Raw genomic sequence first — 24,273 nt, 5'->3', positions numbered from 1 at the left:
GGTGCGCACGGAAATCAAGAGGAAACGGTAGTGGCACGCGATTACTACGGACTGCTCGGCGTGAGCAAGGGCGCCAGTGACGCGGAGATCAAACGCGCCTACCGCAAACTGGCCCGGGAACTGCACCCCGACGTCAACCCCGACGAATCCGCCCGGGCCACCTTCCAGGAGATCTCGGTGGCCTACGAGGTGCTCTCCGACCCGGAGAAGCGCCGCATCGTCGACCTGGGCGGCGACCCGATGGAGAGCAGCGGCCTGGGCGGTGCCGGCGGGTTCTCCGGGTTCGGCGGCCTCGGGGATGTCTTCGAGGCGTTCTTCGGCGGCGGCGCCACCTCGCGCGGGCCGTCCGGCCGGGTCCGCCCCGGCTCGGATTCCCTCCTGCGGATGCGTCTTGACCTGGTCGAATGCGCCACCGGCGTGACCAAGCAGGTCACCGTCGACACCGCGGTCCTGTGCGACGGCTGTCAGGGCCGCGGCACCCACGGCGACTCCCGGCCGACCAGCTGCGACACCTGCGGCGGCCGCGGTGAAGTGTCCAGCGTGCAGCGCTCGTTGCTCGGCCAGGTGATGACCTCGCGGCCGTGCCCCACCTGCCGCGGTGTCGGTGAGGTGATCCCGGATCCGTGCCACCGCTGCGGCGGCGACGGCCGGGTGCGAGCCCGCCGTGAGATCAGCGTCAAGATCCCGGCCGGCGTCGGCGACGGCATGCGGGTGCGGTTGGCTGCCCAGGGCGAGGTCGGTCCCGGCGGTGGCCCGGCCGGCGACCTCTACGTCGAGGTGCACGAACAACCGCACGACATCTTCGTGCGCGACGGCGACCACCTGCACTGCACGGCCGAGGTTCCGATGGTCGACGCCGCGCTGGGCACCTCGGTGTCCGTCGACGCCATTCTGGACGGCCCCACCGACATCGACATCCCGGCCGGCACCCAGCCCGGTTCGGTGATCGTGCTGCGTGGCCACGGCATGCCGCATCTGCGCTCCGGTGTGCGCGGTGACCTCAACGTGCACGTCGACGTCGTGGTGCCGACCCGGCTGGATGCCAAGGACACCGAGCTGCTGCGCGAGCTCAAGACCAACCGTGACCGCGAATCCGCCCAGGTGCGATCCACCCGGGCGACGGCCTCGCACAACGGCAGCGGTCTGTTCAGCCGGTTGCGAGAAACGTTCACCGGGCGTTGAGCCAACCACTGTTCTACATCGAGGCCCTGCCCGACGTGGGCGGCACCGCCGTCGTCGACGGCGACGAGGGGTTCCACGCCGCCACCGTGCGTCGGATCCGGGTCGGTGAGCAGATCGCGCTCGGCGACGGGTGCGGCGAACTGGCCGACTGCATCGTGGAAAGCGTCGGCAAGAAGGAACTGAGCGCGCGGGTGCTGGCCAAGCGCAGCATCTTCGCGCCGCAGCCGCCGGTCACCGTGGTGCAGGCCATCCCGAAAGCCGAACGCTCCGAGCTGGCGATCGAGTTGGCCACCGAAGCCGGCGCCGACGACTTCTTCGCCTGGCAGGCCAACCGCTGCGTGGCGCGCTGGGAGGGCCCGCGCGCCGAGAAGGGACTGCGCCGCTGGCAAGCGGTGGCCCGGTCGGCGGCCCGGCAATCGCGGCGCGCGCACATCCCGCGGGTGGGTGGCGTGTTGGCGACCGACGACGTGCTGGAGTTGATCCGCACCCGGATCGAATCCGGTGGGCTGGTGATGGCGCTGCACGAGGCCGCGTCGGTGCCGTTGACCACGCTGGCGATCGCCGATGCGGCCAGCATCACCTTGATCGTCGGTCCCGAGGGCGGCACCACCGACGACGAGATCGTCGCGCTCGGCGAGGCCGGCGCACATCCGGTGCGGTTGGGGCCCACGGTGCTGCGCACCTCGACTGCGGCCGCGGTCGCGCTCGGCGCGCTGGGCGTGCTGACCTCGCGCTGGGACTCCTGAGCTGCCGCCCGGTCCGGCCGGACTCGAGGCGGGCCGCAGCAGCGGGCGGTAAACTGGCCGAAAGCTGAGCAAATCGTCGTCGACCCGGAAAGCAGGCAGACAAAGCCACGTGACGCCCCGTGATACCAGCGCCGCCCCCGCATCGCCAGCGTCGGCGGGCACCTCGGCGAGAAGCACCATCCGGGTCGATGTGCCGCCCGACTACATCGTGGGCTTGCTCGGACCGGCCGACGAGAATCTGCGGGCCCTGGAACGCAGCCTTGACGCCGACCTGCACGTGCGCGGCAACACCGTCACCTGCTCGGGGGACCCGGCCGATCTGGCGCTGGCCGAACGCGTGATCGGTGAACTGGTCACCCTGGTCGCCGGCGGGCAGACCCTGACCCCGGACGCGGTGCGGCGCAGCGTGGCGATGCTCACCAGTGCCGAGTCCGAATCACCGGCCGAAGTGCTCTCGCTGGACATCCTGAGCCGGCGCGGTAAGACCATCCGGCCCAAAACGCTCAACCAGAAACGCTACGTCGACGCGATCGACGCGCACACCATCGTGTTCGGCATCGGCCCGGCCGGCACCGGCAAGACCTATCTGGCGATGGCCAAGGCCGTGCATGCACTGCAGACCAAACAGGTCAACCGGATCATCCTGACCCGCCCGGCGGTGGAGGCCGGGGAGCGGTTGGGCTTCCTGCCCGGCACGTTGACCGAGAAGATCGACCCTTATCTGCGTCCGCTCTACGACGCGCTGCACGACATGATGGATCCCGGTGCGATCCCAAACCTGTTGGCGGCCGGGGTGATCGAGGTGGCTCCGCTGGCATTCATGCGGGGCCGCTCGCTCAACGATGCGTTCATCATCCTCGACGAGGCGCAGAACACCACACCCGAGCAGATGAAGATGTTCCTGACCCGGCTGGGCTTCGGGTCCAAGATCGTGGTCACCGGCGACATCACCCAGGTGGATCTGCCCGGCGGTGCGAAATCCGGTCTGCGGGCGGCGATCGAGATCCTGGAGGACATCGACGACATCGCGGTCGTGCAGCTCACCAGCTCCGACGTGGTGCGCCACCGCCTGGTGTCGGAGATCGTGGATGCCTACGAACAAGCCGGCGCCGCGTCGAACCGCGCACACCGGCGTTCGGGGCGGTGACTGATGAGCATCGAAGTCTCCAACGAGTCCGGTCTCGACGTATCGGAGAACGAGCTGATCAGCGTCGCCCGGTTCGTGCTGGCGCAGATGGACGTCAACCCGGGCGCGGAACTGTCGATGGTGCTGCTGGATTCGGCGTCCATGGCCGATCTGCACATGCGCTGGATGGACCTGCCCGGGCCCACCGACGTGATGAGCTTCCCGATGGACGAGCTGGAACCCGGCGGCCGGCCCGACGCGCCGGATCCGGGTCCGTCGATGCTCGGTGACATCGTGCTGTGTCCGCAGTTCGCCGCCGAACAGGCCGCTGCGGCCGGACACCCGCTCGAACACGAGTTGGCGCTGCTGACCGTGCACGGTGTGCTGCATCTGCTCGGCTACGACCACGCTGAGCCGGACGAGGAGAAGGAAATGTTCGCGCTGCAGCGCCGGCTGCTCGAGGACTGGTACGGCGATCAGGAACGGCTGTACCACCAGACCAGGCAGACCGAGAAGGACCGCCGGCTGCTCGACAAGTCGCAGTTCTTCGACCAGTCGTGACCGGCTTGGTGGCGCTGCTGGGCGCGATAGCCCTGGTGATTCTCGGCGGCCTGTTCGCCGCGATCGACGCCGCGATCAGCACGGTGTCGTTCGCCCGCGTCGAGGAGATGGTGCGCGACGAGCGGCCCGGTGCGGTCCGGCTGGGCCGGCTGATCAACGAACGGCCCCGCTACGTCAACCTGGTGGTGCTGCTGCGCATCGTGTGCGAGACGTCGGCCACCGTGCTGCTGGTGGTCTACCTGACCGAACATTTCGGCTTGCGCTGGGGATTGTTCTCGGCCGCGCTGATCATGGTGGTGACCAGTTTCGTGGTGATCGGCGTCGGGCCGCGCACCATCGGCCGGCAGAACGCCTACACCATCGCATTGGCGGCAGCCGTTCCGCTGCATGCCATTTCGGTGCTGCTCACACCGATCAGCCGGCTGCTGATCCTGCTCGGCAACGCTCTGACGCCAGGGCGTGGCTTCCGCAACGGCCCGTTCGCCTCCGAGATCGAGTTGCGCGAGGTGGTCGACCTGGCGCAGCAGCGCGGCGTGGTCGCCGACGACGAACGCCGGATGATCCAGTCGGTGTTCGAACTCGGTGACACCCCGGCGCGCGAGGTGATGGTGCCGCGTACCGAGATGGTCTGGATCGAAGCGGACAAGCATGCCGGACAAGCCACTTCGCTGGCGGTGCGCTCCGGGCACTCCCGGATTCCGGTGGTCGGGGAGAACGTCGATGACATCGTCGGCGTGGTCTACCTCAAGGACCTGGTCCGCCGTACCTATTACTCGACCAAGGGCGGCCGGGAGACCCAGGTCGCCGACGTGATGCGCAAGGCGGTATTCGTGCCGGACTCCAAGCGCCTCGACGAACTGCTGCGGGAGATGCAACGCGACCGCAACCACATGGTGCTGCTGGTCGACGAGTACGGCGCCATCGCGGGTCTGGTCACCATCGAGGACGTGCTCGAGGAGATCGTCGGCGAGATCGCCGACGAGTACGACGCCGGTGAGATTGCGCCGATAGAAGAGTTGGGCGACAAGCACTATCGCGTTTCGGCGCGGCTGCCGATCGAAGATCTCGCCGAACTGTACGACGGCGTCGAGTTCGCCGACGACCTCGACGTCGACACCGTCGGCGGGCTGTTGGCCCTGGAGCTGGGTCGGGTGCCGCTGCCCGGCGCGGTGGTGGAAACCCACGGCCTGCGGCTGCGCGCCGAAGGCGGCAACGACCACCGCGGCCGGGTCCGGATCGGCACCGTGCTGATCGATCCGATCGAACCGCCCGAGCCCGACGACGAGGACAGCGGCGATGAGTGAGCCCAACGGCGACAACGAGTTTCGGTCCGGATTCATCTGTCTGGTCGGCCGGCCCAACACCGGCAAGTCCACCCTGACCAACGCACTGGTCGGCACCAAGGTGGCGATCACGTCGAACCGGCCGCAAACCACCCGGCACACCATCCGCGGCATCGTGCACCGCGAGGACTACCAGATCATCCTGGTGGACACGCCGGGACTGCACCGGCCGCGCACGCTGCTCGGCAAGCGGCTCAACGACCTGGTCCGGGAAACCTATTCGCAGGTCGACGTGATCGGGTTGTGCATCCCGGCCGATGAAGGGATCGGGCCGGGGGATCGGTGGATCTACGATCAGATCCGTGCGGTCGCGCCGCGCACCACGCTGATCGTGCTGGTCACCAAGATCGACAAGGTCAGCCGAGATCAGGTGGCCGCCCAATTGATCGCCGTCAATGCAGCTTTCGGTGAGCACGCGGCCGAGATCGTGCCGGTGTCGGCCACCACCGGTGAGCAGGTGGATGTGGTGTGCGAGGTGATGGCCGCGCAGCTGCCGCCCGGCCCGGCGTTCTACCCCGACGGCGAGCTGACCGATGAGCCCGAGGAAACCCTGATGGCCGAACTGATCCGGGAGGCCGCCCTGGAAGGGGTGCGCGACGAGTTGCCGCACTCGCTGGCGGTGGTGATCGAAGACGTGCAGCAGCGCGAAGACCGTGACGACCTGATCGACGTGCACGCCGTGCTGTACGTGGAGCGGGACAGCCAGAAGGGCATCGTGATCGGCAAGGGCGGCGCCCGGCTGCGTGAGGTCGGCACCGCCGCGCGCACCCAGATCGAAAAACTGTTGGGCACCAAGGTGTTCTTGGACCTGCGGGTCAAGGTGGCCAAGAACTGGCAGCGTGATCCCAAGCAGCTGGGCCGGCTCGGGTTCTAGACCCGCACGGTCCAGATCAGTGCCGGGTCAAGGTGTCTGACCTTCGCGGCCGCCGTACTGCCGGCCCGGTTCGGTGGCCGGCAGATTGCCGTCACCCTTGCCGTACACCGCGACCACCACGCTGCGGTCCAGGCTGTTCTCCGACCACACCCCGATGTCGATGTTGGAGCAGTCGTGCATGATCGCGTAGTAATCCGGCCGGTACCACCACTGGTTGAGGATCTCCACGCCGTTGATCGCCAGCGCCGGGTTGATCGCGACGGTTTCGGACACCGCGCCGGCGTAGCCGGCGTTGCGGGCCCGGTCGGCCACCGTGGAACCGTCCGAGCCGATGTCACCGTCCAGCGCGCGGTTGTTCAGCACGTCGTTGGTGTGCCACTGCGCGGCTAGCCGCAGCTTCGGGTTGATCCGGATCTCGCTCGTGCAGCCCTCCCGGTGCTGCATGGTCCGGACGTTGGCCACCACACCGTCATTGAGTCGTCGGTTGTCGGCGCCGGCCACCGGTGCGCACAAAGTGCCGGTCACAACCAGCGCGGACAGCACGGCCGCGGTGCCTGACGTCGTCGACAACCAATTCATGTCGGGTGACTCTACGCGCCGGGGTGGCCGAGGACAGCCGGATCAGGGGGTCTGGCCTTGGCGGCCACCGTACTGCCGACCCGGGTCGGTGGCCGGTGCGTTGGCGTCGCCCTTGCCGTAGACCGCGACCACCACGGTGCGGTCCAGGCTGTTCTCCGACCACACCCCGATGTCGATGTTGGAGCAGTCCGACATGATCGCGTGATAGTCGGGGCGGTAGAACCACTGGTTGATCAGTTCGATGCCGCTCATCGACAGCGCCGGGTTGATCGCCACGGTCTCGGCGACGACGCCGTCGTAGCCGGCGTTGCGGGCCCGGTCGGTCACCGTGGAACCGTCCGAGCCGATGTCGCCGTCCAGCGCGCGATTGTTCAGCACGTCGTTGGTGTGCCACTGGGCGGCCAGTCGCAGCTTTGGATTGACCCGCACCATCGGTTCGATCCGGTAGTCGTCGGCGCAGCCGGCAATCATCTGCATGGTGTGCACGTTGGCCACCACGCTGTCGTTGAAGCGGCGGTTGTCGGCGGTCGCGGTCGGCGCGGTCAGCAGGGCGCCGAACGGCAGCCCGACCGCGGCCACCGCCGCCCACGCTGATAGCGGTGCTTTCACACCGGACACATTAGTCAGCGTCGGTTGCCTGCCACCAACGCTCGGGTTCTCGGGTGCCCCAGCCGGTGACGGCCTCGAGCTCGGCGGCCAGCGACACCAGCAGTGGTTCGCTGTTGGCCGGGCCCATCAGCTGCACCCCGATCGGCAGGCCGGCGCTGGTGAAGCCGGCCGGGACGTTGATCGACGGCCAGCCCAGCACGTTCCACGGGAAGGTCACCGGACAGGCCGCGATGATCGCGCGGTCGGTTGCGGTGCCGGACAGGCCGTCGAACGCGTCGATGCGCGGCGGCGGTTGCGCCGTCGTCGGCGCCAGCACCACGTCCACCGAGTCGAAGATGGTGCCCACCCGCCGGCGTTCCCGGGCTTCGTGGACGCGGGCGCGGCGCAGCACCTGTTGTGAGAGCAGCCGGCCCAGCCGCAGGTTGGCGGTGGTGCGCGGGTCCAGGTCCACCCCGGAGCCCACCCGGTGCGCCCAGTCCAGCAGCCCGGCGGTGGAGCGGGACAGGAAGCTCCAGGACAGTCGCAGCCCGTAGTCGGGGTTGCCGACCAAGGTGGTGTGGCCGAGTTCGGACAGTTGATCGGCGACGGCCTGCAGCGCCGCGGAGATCTCGGGGTGCAGCCGGGCTGCGAAGCCGGTGAACGGGAACCGGGTCGACACCGCGATCCGCAGCGCGCCGGGGGCGGTACCCACCGCCTCGGTCAGGTTGACCGGTTCCGGGGTGTGCAGGTCGCCGGGGGCGGGGCCGGAGACCGCGTCGAGCACCAGGGCCGCGTCGGCCACGGTGTGCGCGAACACACCGTTGACCGTGATGCCGTTGAACGATTCGGGCAGCGGCCAGGTGGAGATCCGGCCGCGCTGCGGTTTGATGCCGACCAGGTTGGTCCAGGCCGCCGGGATCCGGACGCTGCCGGCGCCGTCGGACCCGATCGCCGCGGCCACCAGCCCGGCGGCCACCGCCACCGCGCTGCCGCCTGAGGAACCGCCCGGAGTGTGGTTGTGCCCCCACGGGTTTCGGGTGTAGCCGAAGCCCGGGCCGCTGGTGAACGGCCACTGCCCGAACTCGCAGGTGTTGGTCTTGCCGACGATCACCGCGCCGGCCGCGCGCAGCCGGCGGACCAGTTCGGCGTCGACGGCGGCCGGCGGGATGTAGCCGTTGGTGCCGAAAGCCGTTGGCACACCGGCGATGTCAGTGTCGTCCTTGATCGCGATCGGGATTCCCAACAGCGGTGCGCGTTCACCGGCGGCCCGCCGACGGTCCGCGGCGGCGGCGTCGGCCAGCGCCATGTCGTGCAGCACCACCCGGAACGCGTTCAGCGTGCGTTGGCTGGCGTCGATGCCGGCCAGCGCCCGTCGGGTCAGCTCGAGCGAGGTGGCGGAACCGCTGGCCAGCTCATAGAGCTGTTGGGCCACGGTGGGGAAACGGGAGGGTGACGAGGAAGTCGGCATGGTCGCATCTCGACCCTATCGGATATCGGCGCCAAGCTGATGTCGCGGCGCGCGTCCACCGATTGGTCGGTGGGCGGTGGCAGACTCGACGAAATGCGGCTGTATCGGGATCGGGCGGTGGTGCTGCGCCAGCACAAGCTCGGCGAGGCCGACCGCATCGTCACGCTGCTGACCCGCGACCACGGCCTGGTCCGGGCGGTGGCCAAGGGGGTGCGCCGTACCCGCAGCAAGTTCGGTTCGCGGTTGGAGCCGTTCGCGCACATCGACGTGCAGCTGCATCCGGGCCGCAACCTCGACATCGTCACGCAGGTGGTGTCGTTGGATGCGTTCGCCACCGACATCGTCTGCGACTACGGCCGCTACACCAGTGCCTGCGCGGTGCTCGAGACCGCCGAGCGGTTGGCCGGTGAGGAACGCGCACCCGCGCCGGCGCTGCACCGGCTGACCGTGGCCGCGCTGCGTGCGGTGGCCGACGGCACCCGCACCCGGGAGCTGGTGCTCGACGCTTATCTGCTGCGTGCGATGGGGATCGCCGGCTGGGCGCCGGCTTTGACCGAATGTGCGCGCTGCGGCACGCCCGGGCCGCATCGTGCGTTCCACGTCGCCGCTGGTGGCAGCGTGTGCGTGCACTGTCGGCCGGCCGGTTCGGCCACCCCGCCGCAGGGCGTGCTGGATCTGATGTCTGCGCTGCACGACGGCGACTGGGAGCACGCCGAATCGACGCCGAACTCCTACCGCAGTCAGGCCAGCGGGTTGGTGGCCGCGCATCTGCAGTGGCATCTGGAACGTCAGCTGCGCACCCTGCCGCTGGTGGAACGAACCACCGCCCTGGGCGAGCACGGCCCACGCGTGGTCAGGCAGGATGAGGTCCATGGCTTTGAAGCGGGACTCGAAGACGGCGGCGCATCCGCAGCTGCCGCCGGCGCCTGACGACTACCCGATCTTCCCCGACACGTCGACCTGGCCCGTGGTGTTCCCGGACCTGCCGGCAGCCAATGGGCGGTTCCGTCGGCCGCCGCAGCACCCGTCGAAGGCCGCCGCGCCCCGGATCCCGGCCGACCAGCTGCCCAACCACGTCGCGGTGGTGATGGACGGCAACGGCCGCTGGGCAAAGCAGCGCGGCATGGCCCGCACCGAGGGTCACAAGATGGGCGAGGCGGTGCTGATCGACATCACCTGCGGGGCCATCGAGATCGGCATCAAGCACTTGAGCGTGTACGCGTTCTCCACCGAGAACTGGAAGCGCAGCACCGAGGAGGTGCGCTTCTTGATGGGGTTCAACCGCGAGGTGGTGCGCCGGCGTCGGGAGGCGCTGGACCTGATGGGCGTGAACATGCGCTGGGTCGGGTCGCGGCCCAAGATGTGGCGCAGTGTGATCAAGGAGTTCGACATCGCCGAGCAGATGACGGTCGGCAATGACGTCATCACGGTGAACTACTGCGTGAACTACGGCGGCCGCACCGAGATCGTGGAGGCCGCCCAGACGCTGGCCGCCGAGGCCGCCGAGGGCAAGATCAACCCGAACCGGATCAGTGAGGCGTCGTTCGCCAAGCACCTGCATCGCCCGGACATTCCGGATGTGGACCTGTTCATCCGGACCTCGGGGGAGCAGCGGGCCAGCAACTTCCTGCTGTGGCAGTCGGCGTACGCCGAGTTCGTGTTCCAGGACAAGCTGTGGCCGGACTACGACCGCCGCGATCTGTGGGCGGCGTGTGAGGAGTACGTGTCGCGCAACCGTAGGTTCGGTCGGGCCTGATGAGCGCGCTGGCGCAGCGGTTGTCCTCGGTGTTGACCGAGGTGGCCGAGGTGGTCGAGGAGCCGGATGGCGCCCTGACCATCACCGTCGACGGGTCGGTGGCCTCGCTGCGGGTGGTCGAGATCTCCGAGGGGTTGGAGTTGGTGTCGCTGACCCAGCCGCTGGCCTGGGATCTGCCGATGAACGCCAAGACCCGCGATCGGGTGGCCGAACAGGCCGGCCGGACGCTGCTGGGCACGGTCGCGTTGGTGCCCAAGCCGGTCGAGGTGCCGGCCAATGGTGCGTCCGCTCAGGGCGCCAAGCGGAAGGCGCCGGCTCGCAAGATCGCCGATGTGATGCTGCGCTACAACTTCCCGGGCGCCGGTTTGAGCGACGACGCACTGCGCACGCTGGTGTTGATGGTGCTCGCCGGCGGGGCCGACGTGCGTCGCGCGCTGCTGGGGTAGGGGCTCAGGTCTGCGGGGCGGTCACATCACCGGCGCGCCGGTCTCCCGCAGCCCGCACCACGCTCCCGCGGCCCGCACCACGCTCCCGCGGCCCGCGCCACGCTTGCGCGGCCCACGACTCCGCCGCTCAGGCCGTCGGGGCGGCGTGACAGTCGCGGCACGTGCCGAAGATCTCGATGGTGTGACTGACGTCGGAGAAGCCGTGCCGCGCGGCGACGTCGGCGGCCCAGGTTTCCACCTCGGGCCCGTCCACCTCGATGGTCGCGCTGCACTGCCGGCAGACCAGGTGATGGTGGTGGTGATCGGAGCAGCGTCGGTACAGCGATTCGCCGGTGTCGGTGCGCAACGTGTCGATCTGGTCGGCTGCGGCCATCGCCTGCAGGGTGCGGTAGACCGTGGTCAGGCCGATGTTCTCGCCGCGTCGGCGCAGTTCGTCGTGCAGTTCCTGGGCGGAGCGGAATTCATCCACGGTGTCGAGCAGTTCGGCGATCGCCGCGCGCTGCCGGGTCGAGCGGACACCGGGGGCGGGCGCGGTCACCTCGGATGCTCTTCGGCTGCGTGCTCGACGGCGTCGACCACGATGTGCGCGAGGTGGTGGTCCACCAGGCGGTAGAGCACCTCCCGGCCGCAGCGTTCGCCGGCCACCACCCCGGCGGACTTCAAGATGCGCAGATGCTGGCTGACCAGCGGTTGCGGGACCCCGAGCACGTCGACCAGTTCGTGCACGCAGCGACGGGACTCACGCAGTTGCAGCACGATCGCGATGCGCACCGGTGCGGCCAGCGCGCGCAGAATCTCGCCGGCGGTGTCCAAGACATCACGCGCCGGCAGCGGCGCGGCCGGGGTGCCGTCGTGGTCATGCGGCGCGGCCGGGGTGCCGTCGTGGTCGTGCGGCGCGGCCGGGGTGCCGGCACGGTCATCGGCGGTGGCATTCGGCGCGGAGGCTTCGGCGATGGTGGACACGGCGGCGGCGTCTCCTCCTGCTAAGTTATTGGAAATCATTTTCACTTAGCCGCCACTCTTTCATGCACGCTCACGCATGTCAAAGGGTTCGCAGGCGCGTCTGTCGCGGCCCGCATGCCCGTCGCCGCCCCGCATGCCCGTCGCCGCCCCGTGCGCCCCTCGCCGCCCGCGGCCTGCCGCCGCCCCGCACCTCGTCGCCGCCTCGCGCGCCCGTCGCTGCCTCGCGCGCCTCTGCTGTCCCACCTGCCTCAGACGCCCAAGCCTTGACGTCGTGAACCGTGAATTGTTAGCGGCTCTTCTCGGCCGATGCGTTCACATTTCACGGTTCACGATCGAAGTCCCACGAGTGGCTGGCCCGAGGCGCGCGGATTCAGGCGAGCAGTTACCCGCCGCGTGAGCGTGGCCAGCGATGCGGGTTTAGGCGGGCAAAGTCGCAGCCAGTAGGCTGTCCGGGTTGCATCCCCCCAGTAAGGAGAGCGCTTCCGTGGCGTCCGTCATCGACTCCATCGTCAATCTCGCGAAACGACGTGGTCTGGTCTATCAGTCCGGCGAGATTTACGGCGGCACCAAGTCGGCCTGGGATTACGGCCCGCTAGGTGTGGAACTCAAGGAGAACGTCAAGCGCCAGTGGTGGCGTTCGATGGTCACCAGTCGCGACGACGTCGTCGGCCTGGACTCGTCGATCATCCTGCCGCGCGATGTGTGGGTCGCCTCCGGCCATGTCGACGTGTTCAACGATCCGCTGGTGGAGTGCCTGAACTGCCACAAGCGGCATCGCCAGGACCACATGCAAGAGGCGTACGCGGCCAAGAAGAGCACGCGCGACACGGTCGTCGATCCAGATGACGTCCCGATGACCGAGGTGGTCTGCCCGGACTGTGGCAACAAGGGTCAGTGGACCGAGCCGCGCGACTTCAACATGATGCTCAAGACCTACCTCGGGCCGATCGAAAGCGAAGAGGGCCTGCACTATCTGCGGCCGGAAACCGCGCAGGGCATCTTCGTCAACTTCGCCAACGTGGTGACCACGGCGCGCCGCAAGCCGCCGTTCGGTATCGGCCAGATCGGCAAGAGCTTCCGCAACGAGATCACACCCGGCAACTTCATCTTCCGGACCCGCGAGTTCGAGCAGATGGAGATGGAGTTCTTCGTCGAGCCCTCGACCGCCAAGGAATGGCACCAGTACTGGATCGACACTCGGCTGCAGTGGTACGTCGACCTCGGCATCGCACGGGACAACCTGCGCCTCTTCGAGCACCCGCGGGAGAAGCTGTCGCACTACTCCGACGGCACCACCGACATCGAGTACAAGTTCGGCTTCGCCGGCAATCCATGGGGGGAGCTGGAAGGTATCGCCAACCGGACGGACTTCGACTTGTCCACGCACTCAAAGCATTCCGGTGTGGATCTGACCTACTACGACCAAGCCACCGATACCCGTTACGTGCCGTACGTGATCGAGCCGGCAGCTGGTCTGACTCGCTCGTTCATGGCGTTCCTGGTCGATGCCTACACCGAGGACGAAGCACCCAATGCCAAGGGCGGTGTGGACAAGCGCACCGTGCTGCGGCTGGATCCGCGGTTGGCCCCGGTCAAGGCCGCGGTGCTGCCACTATCGCGGCACGCGGATCTGTCGCCCAAGGCGCGGGATCTGGCTGCCGAGTTGCGTGGTTCGTGGAACATCGAGTTCGACGACGCCGGCGCCATCGGTCGTCGTTATCGGCGCCAGGACGAGATCGGCACTCCGTACTGCGTGACGCTGGACTTCGACTCGCTCGACGATCAGGCCGTGACCATCCGGGAGCGCGACAGCATGGCCCAGGAGCGGGTGGCGATCTCGGAGGTCTCCAACTACCTCGCGGTGCGCCTCAAGGGCTGCTGAGCAGGTCGCAGTCCTGCCGGCTCTCGGAGGCTCCGGCAGGGTTGCCGGTCGCGGAGTGAGGAACTATGTCCTCACTCGACGTCGCGATTTCGGTGGAAGTGAGTCTCAGGAACCACAAGAGCAACAATGGCCACGGCGCCGGAGCACACACCCGCCTGTCTCAGCTCTGAGCGACTTCTCAGCGACAAGCTCACCCTGAGCGACAGCCTCCAGCGCTGGGTCGCAACGCACGGTGCGGGTTGTCACGGCCGACGCGCGGGTTGTCACGGCCGACGCGGGTTGTCACAGCCGGTGCGGGTTGTCACGGCCGACGCGGGTTGTCACAGCCGACGCGCGTTCTCACCGCCGACGCGGGTTGTCACCGCCGACGCGATCTCGCGTCAGCGTCGCGAGTCGCTCGAAAGTCGCTCAGAGGAGGGCAATTCGGTTGGCATTTTTTGCGCGGAATTGCGCGGGTGGAGTGGCAGCGGAATCGCTTGGGGGCCGCCGAAACTGCACCGGGGGCGCAGCCGCGGCAACTACAGCCACGGAAACTGCGCCCCGGTCCGCGCACGCCGAGCGAAACCCCGGCGCCTAGAACCGTCCGCTGCCTCCGCTGTAGCTGCGCGTCGAGGACCGCGACGATCCGCCGTAGTTCGTGGGCCGGCCCGGCTGACCGCCGCCACCCCAAGAACCGCCCCACGATCCGCCCCAACCGCCACCCCACCCGCCGCCGAAGCCGCCGCGCAGCACGTTGCCGATCAGGATCCCGCCGAGCATCGACTCCAGATCCGATCCGCCGCGCCGTCCGCGGTAGTGCGAGCCGTAGGCCTGGCGCGCATAGCTGACGTCGTCGTTGGCCAACTTCTGGGCCTGCGCGGCCAGTGTCGACGCACCGTTGGCATGCGCGATCGCCTCGTCGGGATTGCTGGCCTTCTTGGCGACGGCGGCCTCGAGTTGACGCTTGGCCTCCGACAGTCGGGTGCGTGCTTCGGAACCGACGCTGCCGCGGCGGGTGTCGATGAAGTCCTCCACCGTGCGCACCCGCGACTGCGCGGTGAAAAGCGCCTGCTCGAGCAGCTTGTCGCGCTTGGCCTGCTCGCGCCGACGTTCGTCGACGGCGGCCAGGACCCGGTCCAGATCATCGTCGGCCTGGGTCAGGCGCGTGAACGTGCCCAGCGGATCGACCTCGCCGCTGGCCTTGGCGTTCGCGACGGCCTTGACCGCAACATCGCGGACAGCCCGCAGTTCGGCGGCCAACGGTGTCTTCGGGTCGTCCAATTGTGCTGTCGCCAAAGCAATTCCGGATTCGATGTCGGTGAGCTCGCCGGGCAGTTCGGCGATCGCCCGGTTGATGTCGCCGGCCGCGCTGTCCACCGCGTCGAGCAGCGTCTGCGCCTGACCCAACGCGCTCTCGGCCGAGCGGATCGCATCCACCAGCGGATTCTGATCGGTGACCGGCCGGCTCAACAGCGAACGGGCCTCGGAGATGTTGCGGTCGGCGAACGCCAACCGGTCCTGGGCGGTATCCACGTTGTCGCTCACCGACGCCAACGCGCTCTCGGAGAACTGCTCGTGCAGCCCGGCCAACCGCTGCCCGGCCGGCTGCACCCGCGCCGTCAATGCGACCATCTGCTGGGTCATCGCATCGAGTCGACTCGGCGCATTGATCACCAGGTCGCGCAGATCGCGAAACGCCTGGCTTTGTTCCTCCAGGGCGCGGTCGGCCGCCGCGGCCGTGGTCACCACCTGGGTCAGCATGGTGCGCTGCTGCAGCGGGGTCTCCGGGGCGTCGTCGTCGAGGGTCGCGCGCACCTGGAAGGCGTGCTGCAAAGCCGCTCGGGCATCGGCGACTGCCTTGCTGAACGGCTGGGTCTTGGCCTCGCCGAACTCCTCGGCCGCCAACTCCAACTCGTGCTCACTGGCGCGCACCGCGTTGTCGACGTCGACCACGATGATCTTGGACAGCTCGTCGAGGGCGTGCAGCGGAACTCCAGCCAGCGCAGCGGCATCGGTGGGATCGACCCGTCGCGCAGCAGCCACCTCGGCCTCGAACCGGCGCGCGCGTCGTCGTCGCAGCCACCACCCGAGCAGCAGCGCCAGCACGGCGATGATGCCCAGCGTCACCAGCAGCGGCACCCAGGAGATCTTGAGGGCGCCCGGAGTGGAACTGGAGTTCAGCCCGTCGGCGGCGGCCACCGCGGCCCCGGCCCAATCATTGTCGGACAGCTTGGGGCCGATCGCGTCTCGGCGAATCGAATCGGTCCGCGTGGAGGTCCCCACCGAGACGGTGTTGGGCACCTGGAACGCGAACGCGCGGTCCTTGGTCGCGACCGCGAGCAGCGCGTCGTCGTTGCCGAAGTCGCTCAGCTTCATGGTCTGCTGCGCCCAGGACAGCGCGCCCTGGCCGTCGAAGGACTCGACGTAGACCACCCACAGCCGGATCCGCCGATCGTCGTAGAGCTGGTCGACGGCCCGTTGCACCCGCGCCTGCTCCGAGCTGGACAGCACGTCGGCGGTGTCGGTGACCTGATCCTGCAGCCAGAACGGCGCCTGTGCGGCGGCAGTCGGCGCCAGCAGCAGACCGGTGGCGATCAGCACCGACAGCAGACCGGCCAACAGACGGGATATGCGCATGCAGGTCAATCTAGTGGGACGCGGAACACCGCTGGCCATGAAACACCGGCTGTGCTGGCAGACTGTGCACTGTTGTGACTAGTCAACCTGAAGACGTCTACCGGGACTTCGACCGCGCGCGCATGGTCGACGAACCCGCCAAGGGCGCCGCGCTGCCGGGCACCAACAGTGAACACCGCAGCGACTTCTCCCGCGACCGGGCCCGCGTGCTGCATTGCGCTGCGCTGCGCCGGCTGGCCGACAAGACGCAGGTGGTGGGCCCGCGGGAGAGCGACGTGCCGCGCACCCGGCTGACGCATTCCCTCGAGGTCGCCCAGATCGGCCGCGGCATGGCGATCGGACTGGGGTGTGACCCCGATCTGGTGGACCTGGCCGGCCTGGCCCACGACATCGGCCACCCGCCCTACGGCCACAACGGCGAACGGGCGCTCAACGAGATCGCCGCCGACGCAGGCGGATTCGAAGGCAATGCGCAGAACTTCCGGATCTTGACCCGGCTGGAGCCGAAAGTGCTCGACGGGCAAGGTCATTCCGCCGGGCTGAACCTGACCCGGGCGTCGCTGGACGCGGTGACCAAATACCCGTGGCGGCGCGCCGACGGGCAGACCAAGTTCGGCTTCTACGACGACGACCTGGCCGGCGCGGAGTGGGTGCGCAGCGGCGCCCCGGGCAGTCGGACCTGTCTGGAAGCCCAGGTGATGGACTGGGCCGACGACGTCGCCTACTCGGTGCACGACGTCGAAGACGGCGTCATCACCGGCCGCATCGACCTGCGCGTGTTGGCCGACGACGACGCCGCCACCGCGCTGGCGACGCTGGGCCAGAAGGCATTCGGCGCCGAACCCGACGAGCTGCGCGAAGCCGCGGCCCGGCTGTCCCGGCTGCCGGTGGTCGAAGCCGTCGGCCGCTACGACGGCACCCTGAGCGCGTCGGTGGCATTGAAACGGTTGACCAGCGAACTGGTCGGCCGGTTCGCCAACGCCGCGATCGCCGAAACCCGCGCCATCGTGGGCGACCGCCCGGTGGCCCGCTTCGACGTCGACCTGGCCGTGCCGGCGCTGGCCCGTGCCGAGGTGGCGGTGCTGAAGATCCTGGCGCTGCAGTTCATCATGAGCGACCCCAAGCACCTGCTGCTGCAGGCCGAGCAACGCGAAGGCATCAAGGCGGTCGCGATCTTCCTGCTCGAAGGCGCGCCGGCCACCCTGGATCCGCTGCTGGTCCCGCACTTCAATGCCGCCGAGGACGACGCCGGCCGCCTGCGGGTGATCGTCGACCAGATCGCCTCCTACACCGAGACCCGGCTCGAGGCGCTGTTCCCGGCGGCCAGCGTGTGTGTGCCGGGCCAGCTCTCGGTGGAATTCCCGTAGCAGCCGAGGATCCCCAGCTTGGCCCCGCCAGGTCCTCCCCGGCGAATGTCACCGATCTAGACTGACGCGATGGCCGGGCGGATTCCTGATCGCGACATCGCGGCCATTCGTGAACGCACCCGCATCGAAGACATCGTCGCCGACTACGTGCAGCTGCGCCGGGCCGGCGCCGACTCGCTCAAGGGGCTGTGCCCGTTCCACGACGAGAAGTCGCCGTCGTTCCACGTGCGGCCCAACCACGGCCATTTCCACTGCTTCGGCTGCGGCGAGGGCGGCGACGTGTACGCGTTCGTGCAGAAGATCGAGCACATCACGTTCGTCGAATCGGTCGAGATGCTGGCCGACCGGATCGGCTACACCGTCACCTACACCGGCGCCTCGGCCACCAACGTGCAGCGCGACCGCGGCAGCCGCAGCCGGTTGATCGCCGCCAACGCCGCGGCCGCCGAGTTCTACGCCGAGGCGTTGGAATCGCCGGAGGCCGCACCGGCCCGGCAGTATCTGACCGAACGCAACTTCGACGCTGCGGTGGCCCGGCAGTTCGGCTGCGGGTTCGCACCGTCGGGCTGGGACACCTTGACCAAGCACCTGCTGCGCAAGGGATTCGAGTTCAAGGAACTGGAAGCCGCCGGGCTGTCGCTGCAGGGCAAACGCGGCCCGCGGGACCGGTTCCACCGGCGGCTGCTGTGGCCGATCCGCGGCTCGTCGAGCGAGGTGATCGGGTTCGGCGCGCGGCGCATCTTCGACGACGACACGATGACCGCAAAGTACCTGAACACGCCCGAGACCACGCTGTACAAGAAGTCCTCGGTGCTGTTCGGCATCGACCTGGCCAAGCGTGACATCGCGCGCAGCCACCAAGCCGTCGTCGTCGAGGGCTACACCGATGTGATGGCCATGCACCTGGCCGGCGTGACCACCGCGGTGGCCTCGTGCGGCACCGCGTTCGGCGACGAGCACCTGTCGATGCTGCGCCGACTGATGATGGACGACAAGTTCTTTCGCGGTGAACTGATCTACGTGTTCGACGGCGACGCCGCCGGCCGGGCCGCCGCGCTCAAGGCCTTCGAAGGCGAGCAGAACCTGGCCGGGCAGTCGTTCGTGGCGGTGGCCGCCGACGGCATGGACCCGTGCGATCTGCGGTTGGCGCACGGCGATGCCGCGCTGCGCGACCTGGTGGCCCGGCGCACCCCGCTGTTCGAATTCGCGATCCGCACCACGCTGGGCGAGTTCGACCTGGACAACGCCGAGGGCCGCGTCAGTGCGCTGCGTCGCTGCGTGCCGATGGTGGCCCAGATCAAGGATCCGACCCTGCGCGACGAGTACGCCCGCCAGCTGGCCGGCTGGGTCGGCTGGGACGACGTCGCGCAGGTGATCCGGCGGGTCCGGGAGACCGCCAAGGGCGGACCCGGGGGCGGCACGCGGCGGGAGACCACGACACGTCGACCCGAGCGCAGTCCGGCCGCCGACCGCCCCGACCCACGGGATCCGACGCTGTGGCCGCAGCGCGAAGCGCTCAAGTCCGCGCTGCAGTACCCGGCGCTGGCCGGGCCGGTGTTCGATTCGCTGCCCGTGGACAGCTTCACCCATCCCGGCTATGCCGCGGTGCGCGCCGCGATCGAGGCGGCCGGCGGCACCTCGACGGCGACCAGCGGCGCCCAGTGGCTCGATGCAGTGCGCCGGCAGACCACCGCGCCGGCGGCCAGCGCGCTGGTCAACGAGCTCGGCGCCGAGCTGATCCGGGTCGACGATGACGAGAAACTGCCGCGCTATATCGGCGGGGTGCTGGCCCGGCTGCAGGAGGTCTGGATCGGCCGGCAGATCGCCGAGGTGAAGTCCAAGCTGCAGCGGATGTCGCCGGTCGAGGACAGCGACGAATACCACGCATTGTTCGGTGACCTGGTGGCCATGGAGGCCTACCGGCGCAGTCTGCTCGAACAGGCCTCCGGCGACGACCTGACCGCCTGAGCTCGGCGAGGCGCTGCGCCCTCCGGGGGCAACAGTTAGGCTAGCGATGCTGGACCAATGGAGGGCTTCGGATGGGTATTGCCAAGATCGCAGCGGTGGGCGCCTTCGCGGCCGCTGCTGTCGCGTTCCCGACCTACGCCGCGGTGAGTACACCCGACGCCGACGTGCAGGCCCGCTGCACCGCCTGGTTCGGCAGCAAGATCGACGGCAAGTGCATCGCCTGGTCGAACTCCAACAGCGGTCCGATCATCGGCGGGATTCCTCCGGTGACGGTCGGCGCGCCAGGCAGCGGCAACCCGGGCGTCAGCACCGGACCATTGCTGCCGGGTACCGGGATCAACATCCCGCTGAACTAGCCCTGAACTAGCCCCCGCCGTCCCGTACGTCGCTGGCCCCTGCGGTTTTATCCGCGACACGCCGGTCGACCCGTATGAAACCGCAGCCGCGACAGCCGCCCGGCCCGCCCCTTCTCGGCGCCCCTGCCGTTTCATCCGCGACACGCCGGTCGCGCCGTATGAAACCGCAGCCGCGACAGCCGCCTGTCGACAACATCCGCAGCCGCGACAGCCGTCAGCGCCGGCTTTCCGGACCGATCACCGTCGTCGTCGAGTCGATCTCGGTCAGTTTCACCAAATCGGGGTCGGGCGAGACCCGTTCGGCCAATTTGCGTCGACCCGCGTCGATCGCGCTCTTGGTCGCCGGGTGCGAGGTCACCGCGCGGTAGGTGCCCATGATCTGGTCGTAGCGCTTGCGGCCAGCCTTGGCCCCGAGCACGTATCCGACGCCCAGCACGGCGAGAACTTGCAACACTGCAGTTGCCTCCAGATCGTTCGTCAGGTCTCGTCTTGGGTTCCATCCTGCCTCACGACGGGTGCGGAAGCAGTCCACAGGCAGCCGATTCTTCGAGTCGGGGGGTTGTGCGCTAAAGTCATGGCTCGGTTAATCCCCTGTAGCTCAATTGGCAGAGCTCCCGACTGTTAATCGGGCGGTTGATGGTTCGAGTCCATCCGGGGGAGCTTTCCTTTTCCGGACCCCGCCGCATGGTTGAATCGCACCGAGTCGTCGGCGTGGGGAGATCAGATGGCACGGCGGGTGTTCGTCAGCTGGCTGGGTGTCGCAATCGCGACGGTGGTGCTCAGCGGATGCACTGTCAACATCAACAGCAGCGGGTCCGAGGACACCACCCGAGCGACCACCGCGACGCCGCGCAACACCGTGACGCGAACGACCAGCACGCCGGCCCAGCCCAGCACCGTCCCGCTGTATCAGCAGCGCCGGAGCAGCAGAGCAGAAGGAACCACCGGCCAGGCGCTGGACGCGGTGCTGGCCGGCAGGGAGTATCAGGACGCCACCGGCATGTGGATCGGCTGTGACGGTAGTCCGGCGATCGGTGAATACCGGCTCGACGGACAATTCACCCGGCTGACCGCGATCGCCGGCCTGCAACCGCACACCCCCGACGGGCTCACCGCCCGAGTGACGCTGCGGGCCGACGGCGACGTGCTCGACGAGTTCGTCGTCGATGCCCAGCGCACGGTCCGGGTCGACGAACCGCTACGCGGGGTACAGGTGCTTGAGATCGGGGCCATTCTCGATCAAGGCGAATGTGAGACCTCGGACACTCCGTACGGCGCGCTGGGGGATGCGGAACTGACCCGCACCTCCCGGTAGCACTCGCCGCGGTCGAGTCGGCAGGGCGCGGGGTGAGACCCGGCCGCGGGACGCAACCCTAGGACTCCTCGGACTCCGTCAGGTTCTCCGGGTGCAGCATCTCGGCGTAGCGGCACTGCTCTGGGATCCCGAACCCGTCGACCAGGGTTTCAACATGCGGGCGCAGCGACCGGCAGCGTTCGTTGATGCCGCGGGTGACGGCCTTGGACCGCTCGGTGGACAGGTAGCGGTGTTCGATCCACCAGGCCTTGTCCTTGTCGATCACGCTCAGCGCGTACAGATCGCACACCTGACCCAGCAGGTCACGGGCCTGCTTGTCCTCGCAGGAATCGATGCCGGCGATGAACGCCTCCAGGATCACCCGGTCGATGTGCGCCTGCGCGGCGTGCAGCACATGATCCTGCACCGCGTTGAACGCCTCGAAGGCGCTCATCTCCTTGGCCTTGCCCTGCAGTCGCCGCGCCACCGAGGCCAACATGTACTCCTCGCGGTCCTCGAACATCTGCATCTGGGTGCCGCGGTTGAACAGGCTGCCTTCCTCTTCGTTGTCCTGCCGGGTGTCCAGGATGGTCTGCATGATCGTCTGTGCCGCAGTGCGTTTCAGCACCCGATCACCGGCGAAGTTGGCGGCGAAGCGCACCCAGTCCACCGGGCTCATGCTCTTGATGTCGTCGGCGTAGGCGGTCAGTAATCCTTTGGCCACCAGCTGGGTGAGCACGTGGTTGTCGCCCTCGAAGGTGGTGAACACGTCGGTGTCGGCCTTGAGCGCGATCAACCGGTTCTCGGCCATGTAGCCGGCCCCGCCGCAGGCTTCCCGGGCCTCCTGGATGGCGCGGGTGGCATGCCAGGTGTTGGCGGCCTTCAAACCCGCAGCGCGGGATTCCAGTTCCTGTTGCTCTTCGGGATCCGGGTCGTCGGCGGTCTGCAATTCGTGGCACTTGGCCACCAGTTCGTTCTGCGCGAACTGCAGCGCGTAGGACTCCGCGATCAACGGCAGCAGTCGACGCTGATGCACCAGATAGTCCATGATCAGCGTCTCTTGGCCGGTGTCGGGATCGTCGAACTGTTTGCGCTGCAACGCATACCGGGTCGCGATATCGAGTGCCACCCGGGCTGCCGCAGCGGCGCTGCCGCCGACCGTGACCCGGCCGCGGATCAAGGTGCCCAGCATGGTGAAGAACCGGCGACCGGTGCTCTCGATCGGTGAGCTGTAGGTGCCGTCGGGCGCGACGTCGGCGTACTTGTTCAACAGGTTCTCCCGCGGCACCCGCACCTGGTCGAACATGATCCGGCCGTTGTCCACGCCCGGCAGGCCACCCTTGTAGTGGCAGTCCGAGGTGGTGATGCCGGGCAGGTCGTTGCCGTCGTCGTCGCGGATCGGCACCAGCAGACAGTGCACGCCGTGGTTCTCGCCGTCCGGGGTGATCAGCTGCGCGAAAACTGCTGCCATCCGGGCAGTTTCGGCGGCACCGCCGATGTAGTCTTTGCGCGACGACGGAGTGGGGGAGTCGATGACGAACTCCTGGGTGGTCGGGTCGTAGGTCGCGGTGGTCTCCAGTGACTGCACATCCGAGCCGTGTCCGGTCTCGGTCATCGCAAAGCAGCCGAGCAGTTCCAGGTCGATCAGCTTCTTGACGTAGGTTTCGTGGTGGTGTTCGGTGCCGAGGTTCTCGATCGCACCGCCGAACAGGCCCCACTGCACGCCCGCCTTGACCATCAGCGACAGGTCACTCATCGCGAGCATCTCGATCTGGGTGACCGCGGCGCCGACGTCGCCGTTACCGCCGTGTTCCTTCTTGAAGCCGTCTTCGGCCGCTCCGGCGGCGGCCATGATCTTGAGCTGTTCGGCAACCTTGGTGCGGGCGATCACCGTGTTCGGGGTGTAGTGCGGTTTGAAGACGTCGTTGGCGAGCTCGGCGCGCATCTTGTTCTTCACGTCGCGCCAGCGGCCGTCGAGTGCGTTGCGGAGGTGCTCAGCGGTGGTGGTCATACCCGACGGTATCCCGTTGCGCGGTCACAGAAACGTGTCTCTGGCCATCGCAAGTTGAATTTGGCTGGCGTCAATTCAGGTAATCCTGAGTTCGAGCGGCTTTTCGACTCGGCGTTGAATGTGGCCATGAGTCCGAATTCGATTCGCCTGCCGCACGATTTCCATCATCGACACGCCGATGTCAGCGGCGGATGGTTGCGTGCCGCGACGTTCGGGGCGATGGACGGTTTGGTCAGCAATACCGCGCTGATTGCCGGTGTGGCGGCCAGCGCCAGCGCCCAGACCGTGGTGCTCTCCGGCGTGGCCGGACTGCTGGCCGGTGCGTTCTCGATGGCATTGGGCGAGTACACCTCGGTGACCACGGCCAATGAGCAGATCGACGCCGAGGTGCAAGTGGAAACCCGCGCGATCCGCAAGCACCCGAAGGCCGAGAAGGCCGAACTCATCGCGATGTTCGAAGACCTCGGCCTGACCCGGGAAACCGCCACCAAGGCCACCGACGAACTGCATCGCGACGAGGAGCAGGCGGTCAACTTCCACCTGGTGCAGGAACTCGGCGTCGACCCGACCGAGAAACCGTCCCCGGGCGTGGCGGCCGGCTCGTCGTTCCTGATGTTCGCAATCGGGGCGGTGATTCCGCTGATCCCGTTCCTGCTCGGCTACGAGGAACTGTGGCCCGGCCTGCTGTGCGGCGGGGTGGGCCTGATGGTGGCCGGTGCGGTGGCGGCCGGGTTCACCAAGCTGCCGGTCTGGCTGGGTGCGGCGCGCCAGCTGCTGCTGGGGGCCGCCGCGATTGGTGCGACCTATTTGGTGGGGACGATGATCGGGACGGTGGTCTGAGCCGGCGTGCCGGTCCGGGCGCTCCGCAAGCCACATCCGACCCGCCCGGGCGCTCAGTAGGCCACATCCGACCCGCCCGGGCGCTCAGCAGCCAAATCCGACCTGCCCAGGCGCGCTCAGCAGGCCACATCCGCCCCAGCTGCTCCTCTAGCCTCACCCGTAACCCGGTTCGGCGATGACCGCGTCGTGAACCGTGAATTGTGTACGCATCTACTCGGGCGATGCGTACACAATTCACTGTTCACGACGCGGTCAAAGGCTGGCTGGCCCGAGGCTGCGGCCAGGGTGATCACCTGGCCCGGCCACA

At 68.3% G+C, this 24,273-nt stretch carries 23 protein-coding genes and 1 tRNA gene; 16 read left to right on the top strand and 8 right to left on the bottom strand.

Annotation, left to right across the window (positions count from 1 at the left end; genetic code table 11):
- Positions 1-30 precede the first annotated feature (30 nt).
- From dnaJ to era, 6 genes are all read left to right on the top strand, one after another.
- Complete coding sequence (gene dnaJ, locus AC5Y3P_RS18540) at positions 31-1,182, top strand: molecular chaperone DnaJ (protein ID WP_500047391.1); 1,152 nt, start codon at positions 31-33, stop codon at positions 1,180-1,182.
- The gene (locus AC5Y3P_RS18535; RefSeq protein ID WP_500047390.1) at positions 1,179-1,928 is read left to right on the top strand and encodes a 16S rRNA (uracil(1498)-N(3))-methyltransferase; all 750 of its coding nucleotides are present in this window, start codon (positions 1,179-1,181) and stop codon (positions 1,926-1,928) included. Before dnaJ ends, AC5Y3P_RS18535 begins: the two co-directional genes overlap by 4 nt.
- Before the next feature lie 109 nt (positions 1,929-2,037).
- Positions 2,038-3,075, top strand: coding sequence for a PhoH family protein (locus tag AC5Y3P_RS18530; RefSeq protein WP_500047389.1), 1,038 nt, complete (start codon positions 2,038-2,040; stop codon positions 3,073-3,075).
- A 3-nt stretch (positions 3,076-3,078) separates the two neighbouring features.
- Positions 3,079-3,615 (top strand): rRNA maturation RNase YbeY, encoded by a 537-nt coding sequence (gene ybeY, locus AC5Y3P_RS18525; protein ID WP_500047388.1) that lies wholly within the window; start codon positions 3,079-3,081, stop codon positions 3,613-3,615.
- The gene (locus AC5Y3P_RS18520) at positions 3,612-4,919 is read left to right on the top strand and encodes a hemolysin family protein (RefSeq protein ID WP_500047387.1); all 1,308 of its coding nucleotides are present in this window, start codon (positions 3,612-3,614) and stop codon (positions 4,917-4,919) included. The genes ybeY and AC5Y3P_RS18520 overlap by 4 nt, the downstream gene beginning before the upstream one ends.
- Positions 4,912-5,832: a GTPase Era gene (gene era, locus AC5Y3P_RS18515; protein ID WP_500047386.1), complete on the top strand. Its 921-nt coding sequence runs from the start codon at positions 4,912-4,914 to the stop codon at positions 5,830-5,832. The genes AC5Y3P_RS18520 and era overlap by 8 nt, the downstream gene beginning before the upstream one ends.
- 27 nt (positions 5,833-5,859) lie before the next feature.
- Here era and AC5Y3P_RS18510 read toward each other — a convergent pair whose 3' ends face one another.
- The 3 genes from AC5Y3P_RS18510 to AC5Y3P_RS18500 all read right to left on the bottom strand — a co-directional run bounded on the left by AC5Y3P_RS18510 (position 5,860) and on the right by AC5Y3P_RS18500 (position 8,467).
- Complete coding sequence (locus AC5Y3P_RS18510; protein ID WP_500047384.1) at positions 5,860-6,411, bottom strand: CAP domain-containing protein; 552 nt, start codon at positions 6,409-6,411, stop codon at positions 5,860-5,862.
- A 42-nt stretch (positions 6,412-6,453) separates the two neighbouring features.
- Entirely contained in the window at positions 6,454-6,957 is a 504-nt protein-coding gene (locus AC5Y3P_RS18505) for a CAP domain-containing protein (RefSeq protein WP_500047418.1), read from the bottom strand.
- A 73-nt stretch (positions 6,958-7,030) separates the two neighbouring features.
- Complete coding sequence (locus AC5Y3P_RS18500; RefSeq protein WP_500047383.1) at positions 7,031-8,467, bottom strand: amidase; 1,437 nt, start codon at positions 8,465-8,467, stop codon at positions 7,031-7,033.
- A gap of 93 nt (positions 8,468-8,560) precedes the next feature.
- Here AC5Y3P_RS18500 and recO point away from each other — a divergent pair, with 93 nt between their 5' ends.
- From recO to AC5Y3P_RS18485, 3 genes are read left to right on the top strand one after another with little or no spacing between them, the layout of a single operon-like run.
- The gene (gene recO, locus AC5Y3P_RS18495) at positions 8,561-9,397 is read left to right on the top strand and encodes a DNA repair protein RecO (protein ID WP_500047382.1); all 837 of its coding nucleotides are present in this window, start codon (positions 8,561-8,563) and stop codon (positions 9,395-9,397) included.
- Complete coding sequence (locus AC5Y3P_RS18490) at positions 9,339-10,223, top strand: decaprenyl diphosphate synthase (protein ID WP_500047381.1); 885 nt, start codon at positions 9,339-9,341, stop codon at positions 10,221-10,223. Before recO ends, AC5Y3P_RS18490 begins: the two co-directional genes overlap by 59 nt.
- Positions 10,223-10,669 (top strand): hypothetical protein, encoded by a 447-nt coding sequence (locus AC5Y3P_RS18485; protein ID WP_500047380.1) that lies wholly within the window; start codon positions 10,223-10,225, stop codon positions 10,667-10,669. Before AC5Y3P_RS18490 ends, AC5Y3P_RS18485 begins: the two co-directional genes overlap by 1 nt.
- Before the next feature lie 127 nt (positions 10,670-10,796).
- Here the strand turns inward: AC5Y3P_RS18485 and AC5Y3P_RS18480 are convergent, their stop codons facing one another.
- Entirely contained in the window at positions 10,797-11,207 is a 411-nt protein-coding gene (locus tag AC5Y3P_RS18480; protein ID WP_500047379.1) for a Fur family transcriptional regulator, read from the bottom strand.
- The gene (locus tag AC5Y3P_RS18475; protein WP_500047378.1) at positions 11,204-11,671 is read right to left on the bottom strand and encodes an ArsR/SmtB family transcription factor; all 468 of its coding nucleotides are present in this window, start codon (positions 11,669-11,671) and stop codon (positions 11,204-11,206) included. Before AC5Y3P_RS18475 ends, AC5Y3P_RS18480 begins: the two co-directional genes overlap by 4 nt.
- Before the next feature lie 445 nt (positions 11,672-12,116).
- Between AC5Y3P_RS18475 and AC5Y3P_RS18470 the strand changes: the two genes are divergently transcribed.
- Positions 12,117-13,514, top strand: coding sequence for a glycine--tRNA ligase (locus AC5Y3P_RS18470; protein ID WP_500047377.1), 1,398 nt, complete (start codon positions 12,117-12,119; stop codon positions 13,512-13,514).
- A gap of 573 nt (positions 13,515-14,087) precedes the next feature.
- Here AC5Y3P_RS18470 and AC5Y3P_RS18465 read toward each other — a convergent pair.
- On the bottom strand, positions 14,088-16,130 hold the full coding sequence (locus AC5Y3P_RS18465) for a TPM domain-containing protein (protein ID WP_500047376.1): 2,043 nt from the start codon (positions 16,128-16,130) through the stop codon (positions 14,088-14,090).
- A 122-nt stretch (positions 16,131-16,252) separates the two neighbouring features.
- On the opposite strand from AC5Y3P_RS18465, the gene AC5Y3P_RS18460 reads away from it, so the two are divergent.
- The 3 genes from AC5Y3P_RS18460 (at position 16,253) to AC5Y3P_RS18450 (ending at position 19,821) form a co-directional block, all read left to right on the top strand.
- Complete coding sequence (locus AC5Y3P_RS18460) at positions 16,253-17,497, top strand: deoxyguanosinetriphosphate triphosphohydrolase (protein WP_500047417.1); 1,245 nt, start codon at positions 16,253-16,255, stop codon at positions 17,495-17,497.
- A 69-nt stretch (positions 17,498-17,566) separates the two neighbouring features.
- Complete coding sequence (gene dnaG / locus AC5Y3P_RS18455; RefSeq protein ID WP_500047375.1) at positions 17,567-19,465, top strand: DNA primase; 1,899 nt, start codon at positions 17,567-17,569, stop codon at positions 19,463-19,465.
- Between the two features lie 71 nt (positions 19,466-19,536).
- Entirely contained in the window at positions 19,537-19,821 is a 285-nt protein-coding gene (locus tag AC5Y3P_RS18450) for a DUF7155 family protein (RefSeq protein ID WP_500047374.1), read from the top strand.
- A 214-nt stretch (positions 19,822-20,035) separates the two neighbouring features.
- Here AC5Y3P_RS18450 and AC5Y3P_RS18445 read toward each other — a convergent pair whose 3' ends face one another.
- Positions 20,036-20,275: a hypothetical protein gene (locus AC5Y3P_RS18445; RefSeq protein ID WP_500047373.1), complete on the bottom strand. Its 240-nt coding sequence runs from the start codon at positions 20,273-20,275 to the stop codon at positions 20,036-20,038.
- A 133-nt stretch (positions 20,276-20,408) separates the two neighbouring features.
- Between AC5Y3P_RS18445 and AC5Y3P_RS18440 the strand changes: the two genes are divergently transcribed.
- Positions 20,409-20,481: transfer RNA gene (locus tag AC5Y3P_RS18440), tRNA-Asn, on the top strand.
- Positions 20,482-20,545: 64 nt separating this feature from the next.
- Complete coding sequence (locus AC5Y3P_RS18435) at positions 20,546-21,136, top strand: hypothetical protein (RefSeq protein ID WP_500047372.1); 591 nt, start codon at positions 20,546-20,548, stop codon at positions 21,134-21,136.
- A gap of 58 nt (positions 21,137-21,194) precedes the next feature.
- On the opposite strand, the gene AC5Y3P_RS18430 is transcribed toward AC5Y3P_RS18435, so the two are convergent.
- Positions 21,195-23,126, bottom strand: coding sequence for an acyl-CoA dehydrogenase family protein (locus AC5Y3P_RS18430; RefSeq protein WP_500047371.1), 1,932 nt, complete (start codon positions 23,124-23,126; stop codon positions 21,195-21,197).
- Positions 23,127-23,252: 126 nt separating this feature from the next.
- On the opposite strand from AC5Y3P_RS18430, the gene AC5Y3P_RS18425 reads away from it, so the two are divergent.
- The gene (locus AC5Y3P_RS18425) at positions 23,253-23,966 is read left to right on the top strand and encodes a VIT1/CCC1 transporter family protein (protein WP_500047370.1); all 714 of its coding nucleotides are present in this window, start codon (positions 23,253-23,255) and stop codon (positions 23,964-23,966) included.
- The last annotated feature ends 307 nt before the right edge of the window (positions 23,967-24,273 follow it).

Source organism: Mycobacterium sp. NGS45 (assembly GCF_059812645.1).
Note: the sequence above shows the minus strand (reverse complement) of the source record. Positions and strands in the feature narration are given on the sequence as shown.

Excerpts from the sequence above, each read along its gene's own strand:
- dnaG (WP_500047375.1), top strand. The coding sequence starts at position 17,567 with ATGGCCGGGCGGATTCCTGATCGCGACATCGCGGCCATTCGTGAACGC.
- AC5Y3P_RS18485 (WP_500047380.1), top strand. The coding sequence starts at position 10,223 with ATGAGCGCGCTGGCGCAGCGGTTGTCCTCGGTGTTGACCGAGGTGGCC.
- AC5Y3P_RS18500 (WP_500047383.1), bottom strand. The coding sequence starts at position 8,467 with ATGCCGACTTCCTCGTCACCCTCCCGTTTCCCCACCGTGGCCCAACAG.
- AC5Y3P_RS18510 (WP_500047384.1), bottom strand. The coding sequence starts at position 6,411 with ATGAATTGGTTGTCGACGACGTCAGGCACCGCGGCCGTGCTGTCCGCG.
- AC5Y3P_RS18435 (WP_500047372.1), top strand. The coding sequence starts at position 20,546 with ATGGCACGGCGGGTGTTCGTCAGCTGGCTGGGTGTCGCAATCGCGACG.
- AC5Y3P_RS18465 (WP_500047376.1), bottom strand. The coding sequence starts at position 16,130 with ATGCGCATATCCCGTCTGTTGGCCGGTCTGCTGTCGGTGCTGATCGCC.
- AC5Y3P_RS18490 (WP_500047381.1), top strand. The coding sequence starts at position 9,339 with ATGGCTTTGAAGCGGGACTCGAAGACGGCGGCGCATCCGCAGCTGCCG.
- ybeY (WP_500047388.1), top strand. The coding sequence starts at position 3,079 with ATGAGCATCGAAGTCTCCAACGAGTCCGGTCTCGACGTATCGGAGAAC.
- AC5Y3P_RS18430 (WP_500047371.1), bottom strand. The coding sequence starts at position 23,126 with ATGACCACCACCGCTGAGCACCTCCGCAACGCACTCGACGGCCGCTGG.
- era (WP_500047386.1), top strand. The coding sequence starts at position 4,912 with ATGAGTGAGCCCAACGGCGACAACGAGTTTCGGTCCGGATTCATCTGT.
- AC5Y3P_RS18475 (WP_500047378.1), bottom strand. The coding sequence starts at position 11,671 with ATGATTTCCAATAACTTAGCAGGAGGAGACGCCGCCGCCGTGTCCACC.
- AC5Y3P_RS18450 (WP_500047374.1), top strand. The coding sequence starts at position 19,537 with ATGGGTATTGCCAAGATCGCAGCGGTGGGCGCCTTCGCGGCCGCTGCT.
- AC5Y3P_RS18425 (WP_500047370.1), top strand. The coding sequence starts at position 23,253 with ATGAGTCCGAATTCGATTCGCCTGCCGCACGATTTCCATCATCGACAC.
- AC5Y3P_RS18460 (WP_500047417.1), top strand. The coding sequence starts at position 16,253 with ATGGTCGACGAACCCGCCAAGGGCGCCGCGCTGCCGGGCACCAACAGT.
- recO (WP_500047382.1), top strand. The coding sequence starts at position 8,561 with ATGCGGCTGTATCGGGATCGGGCGGTGGTGCTGCGCCAGCACAAGCTC.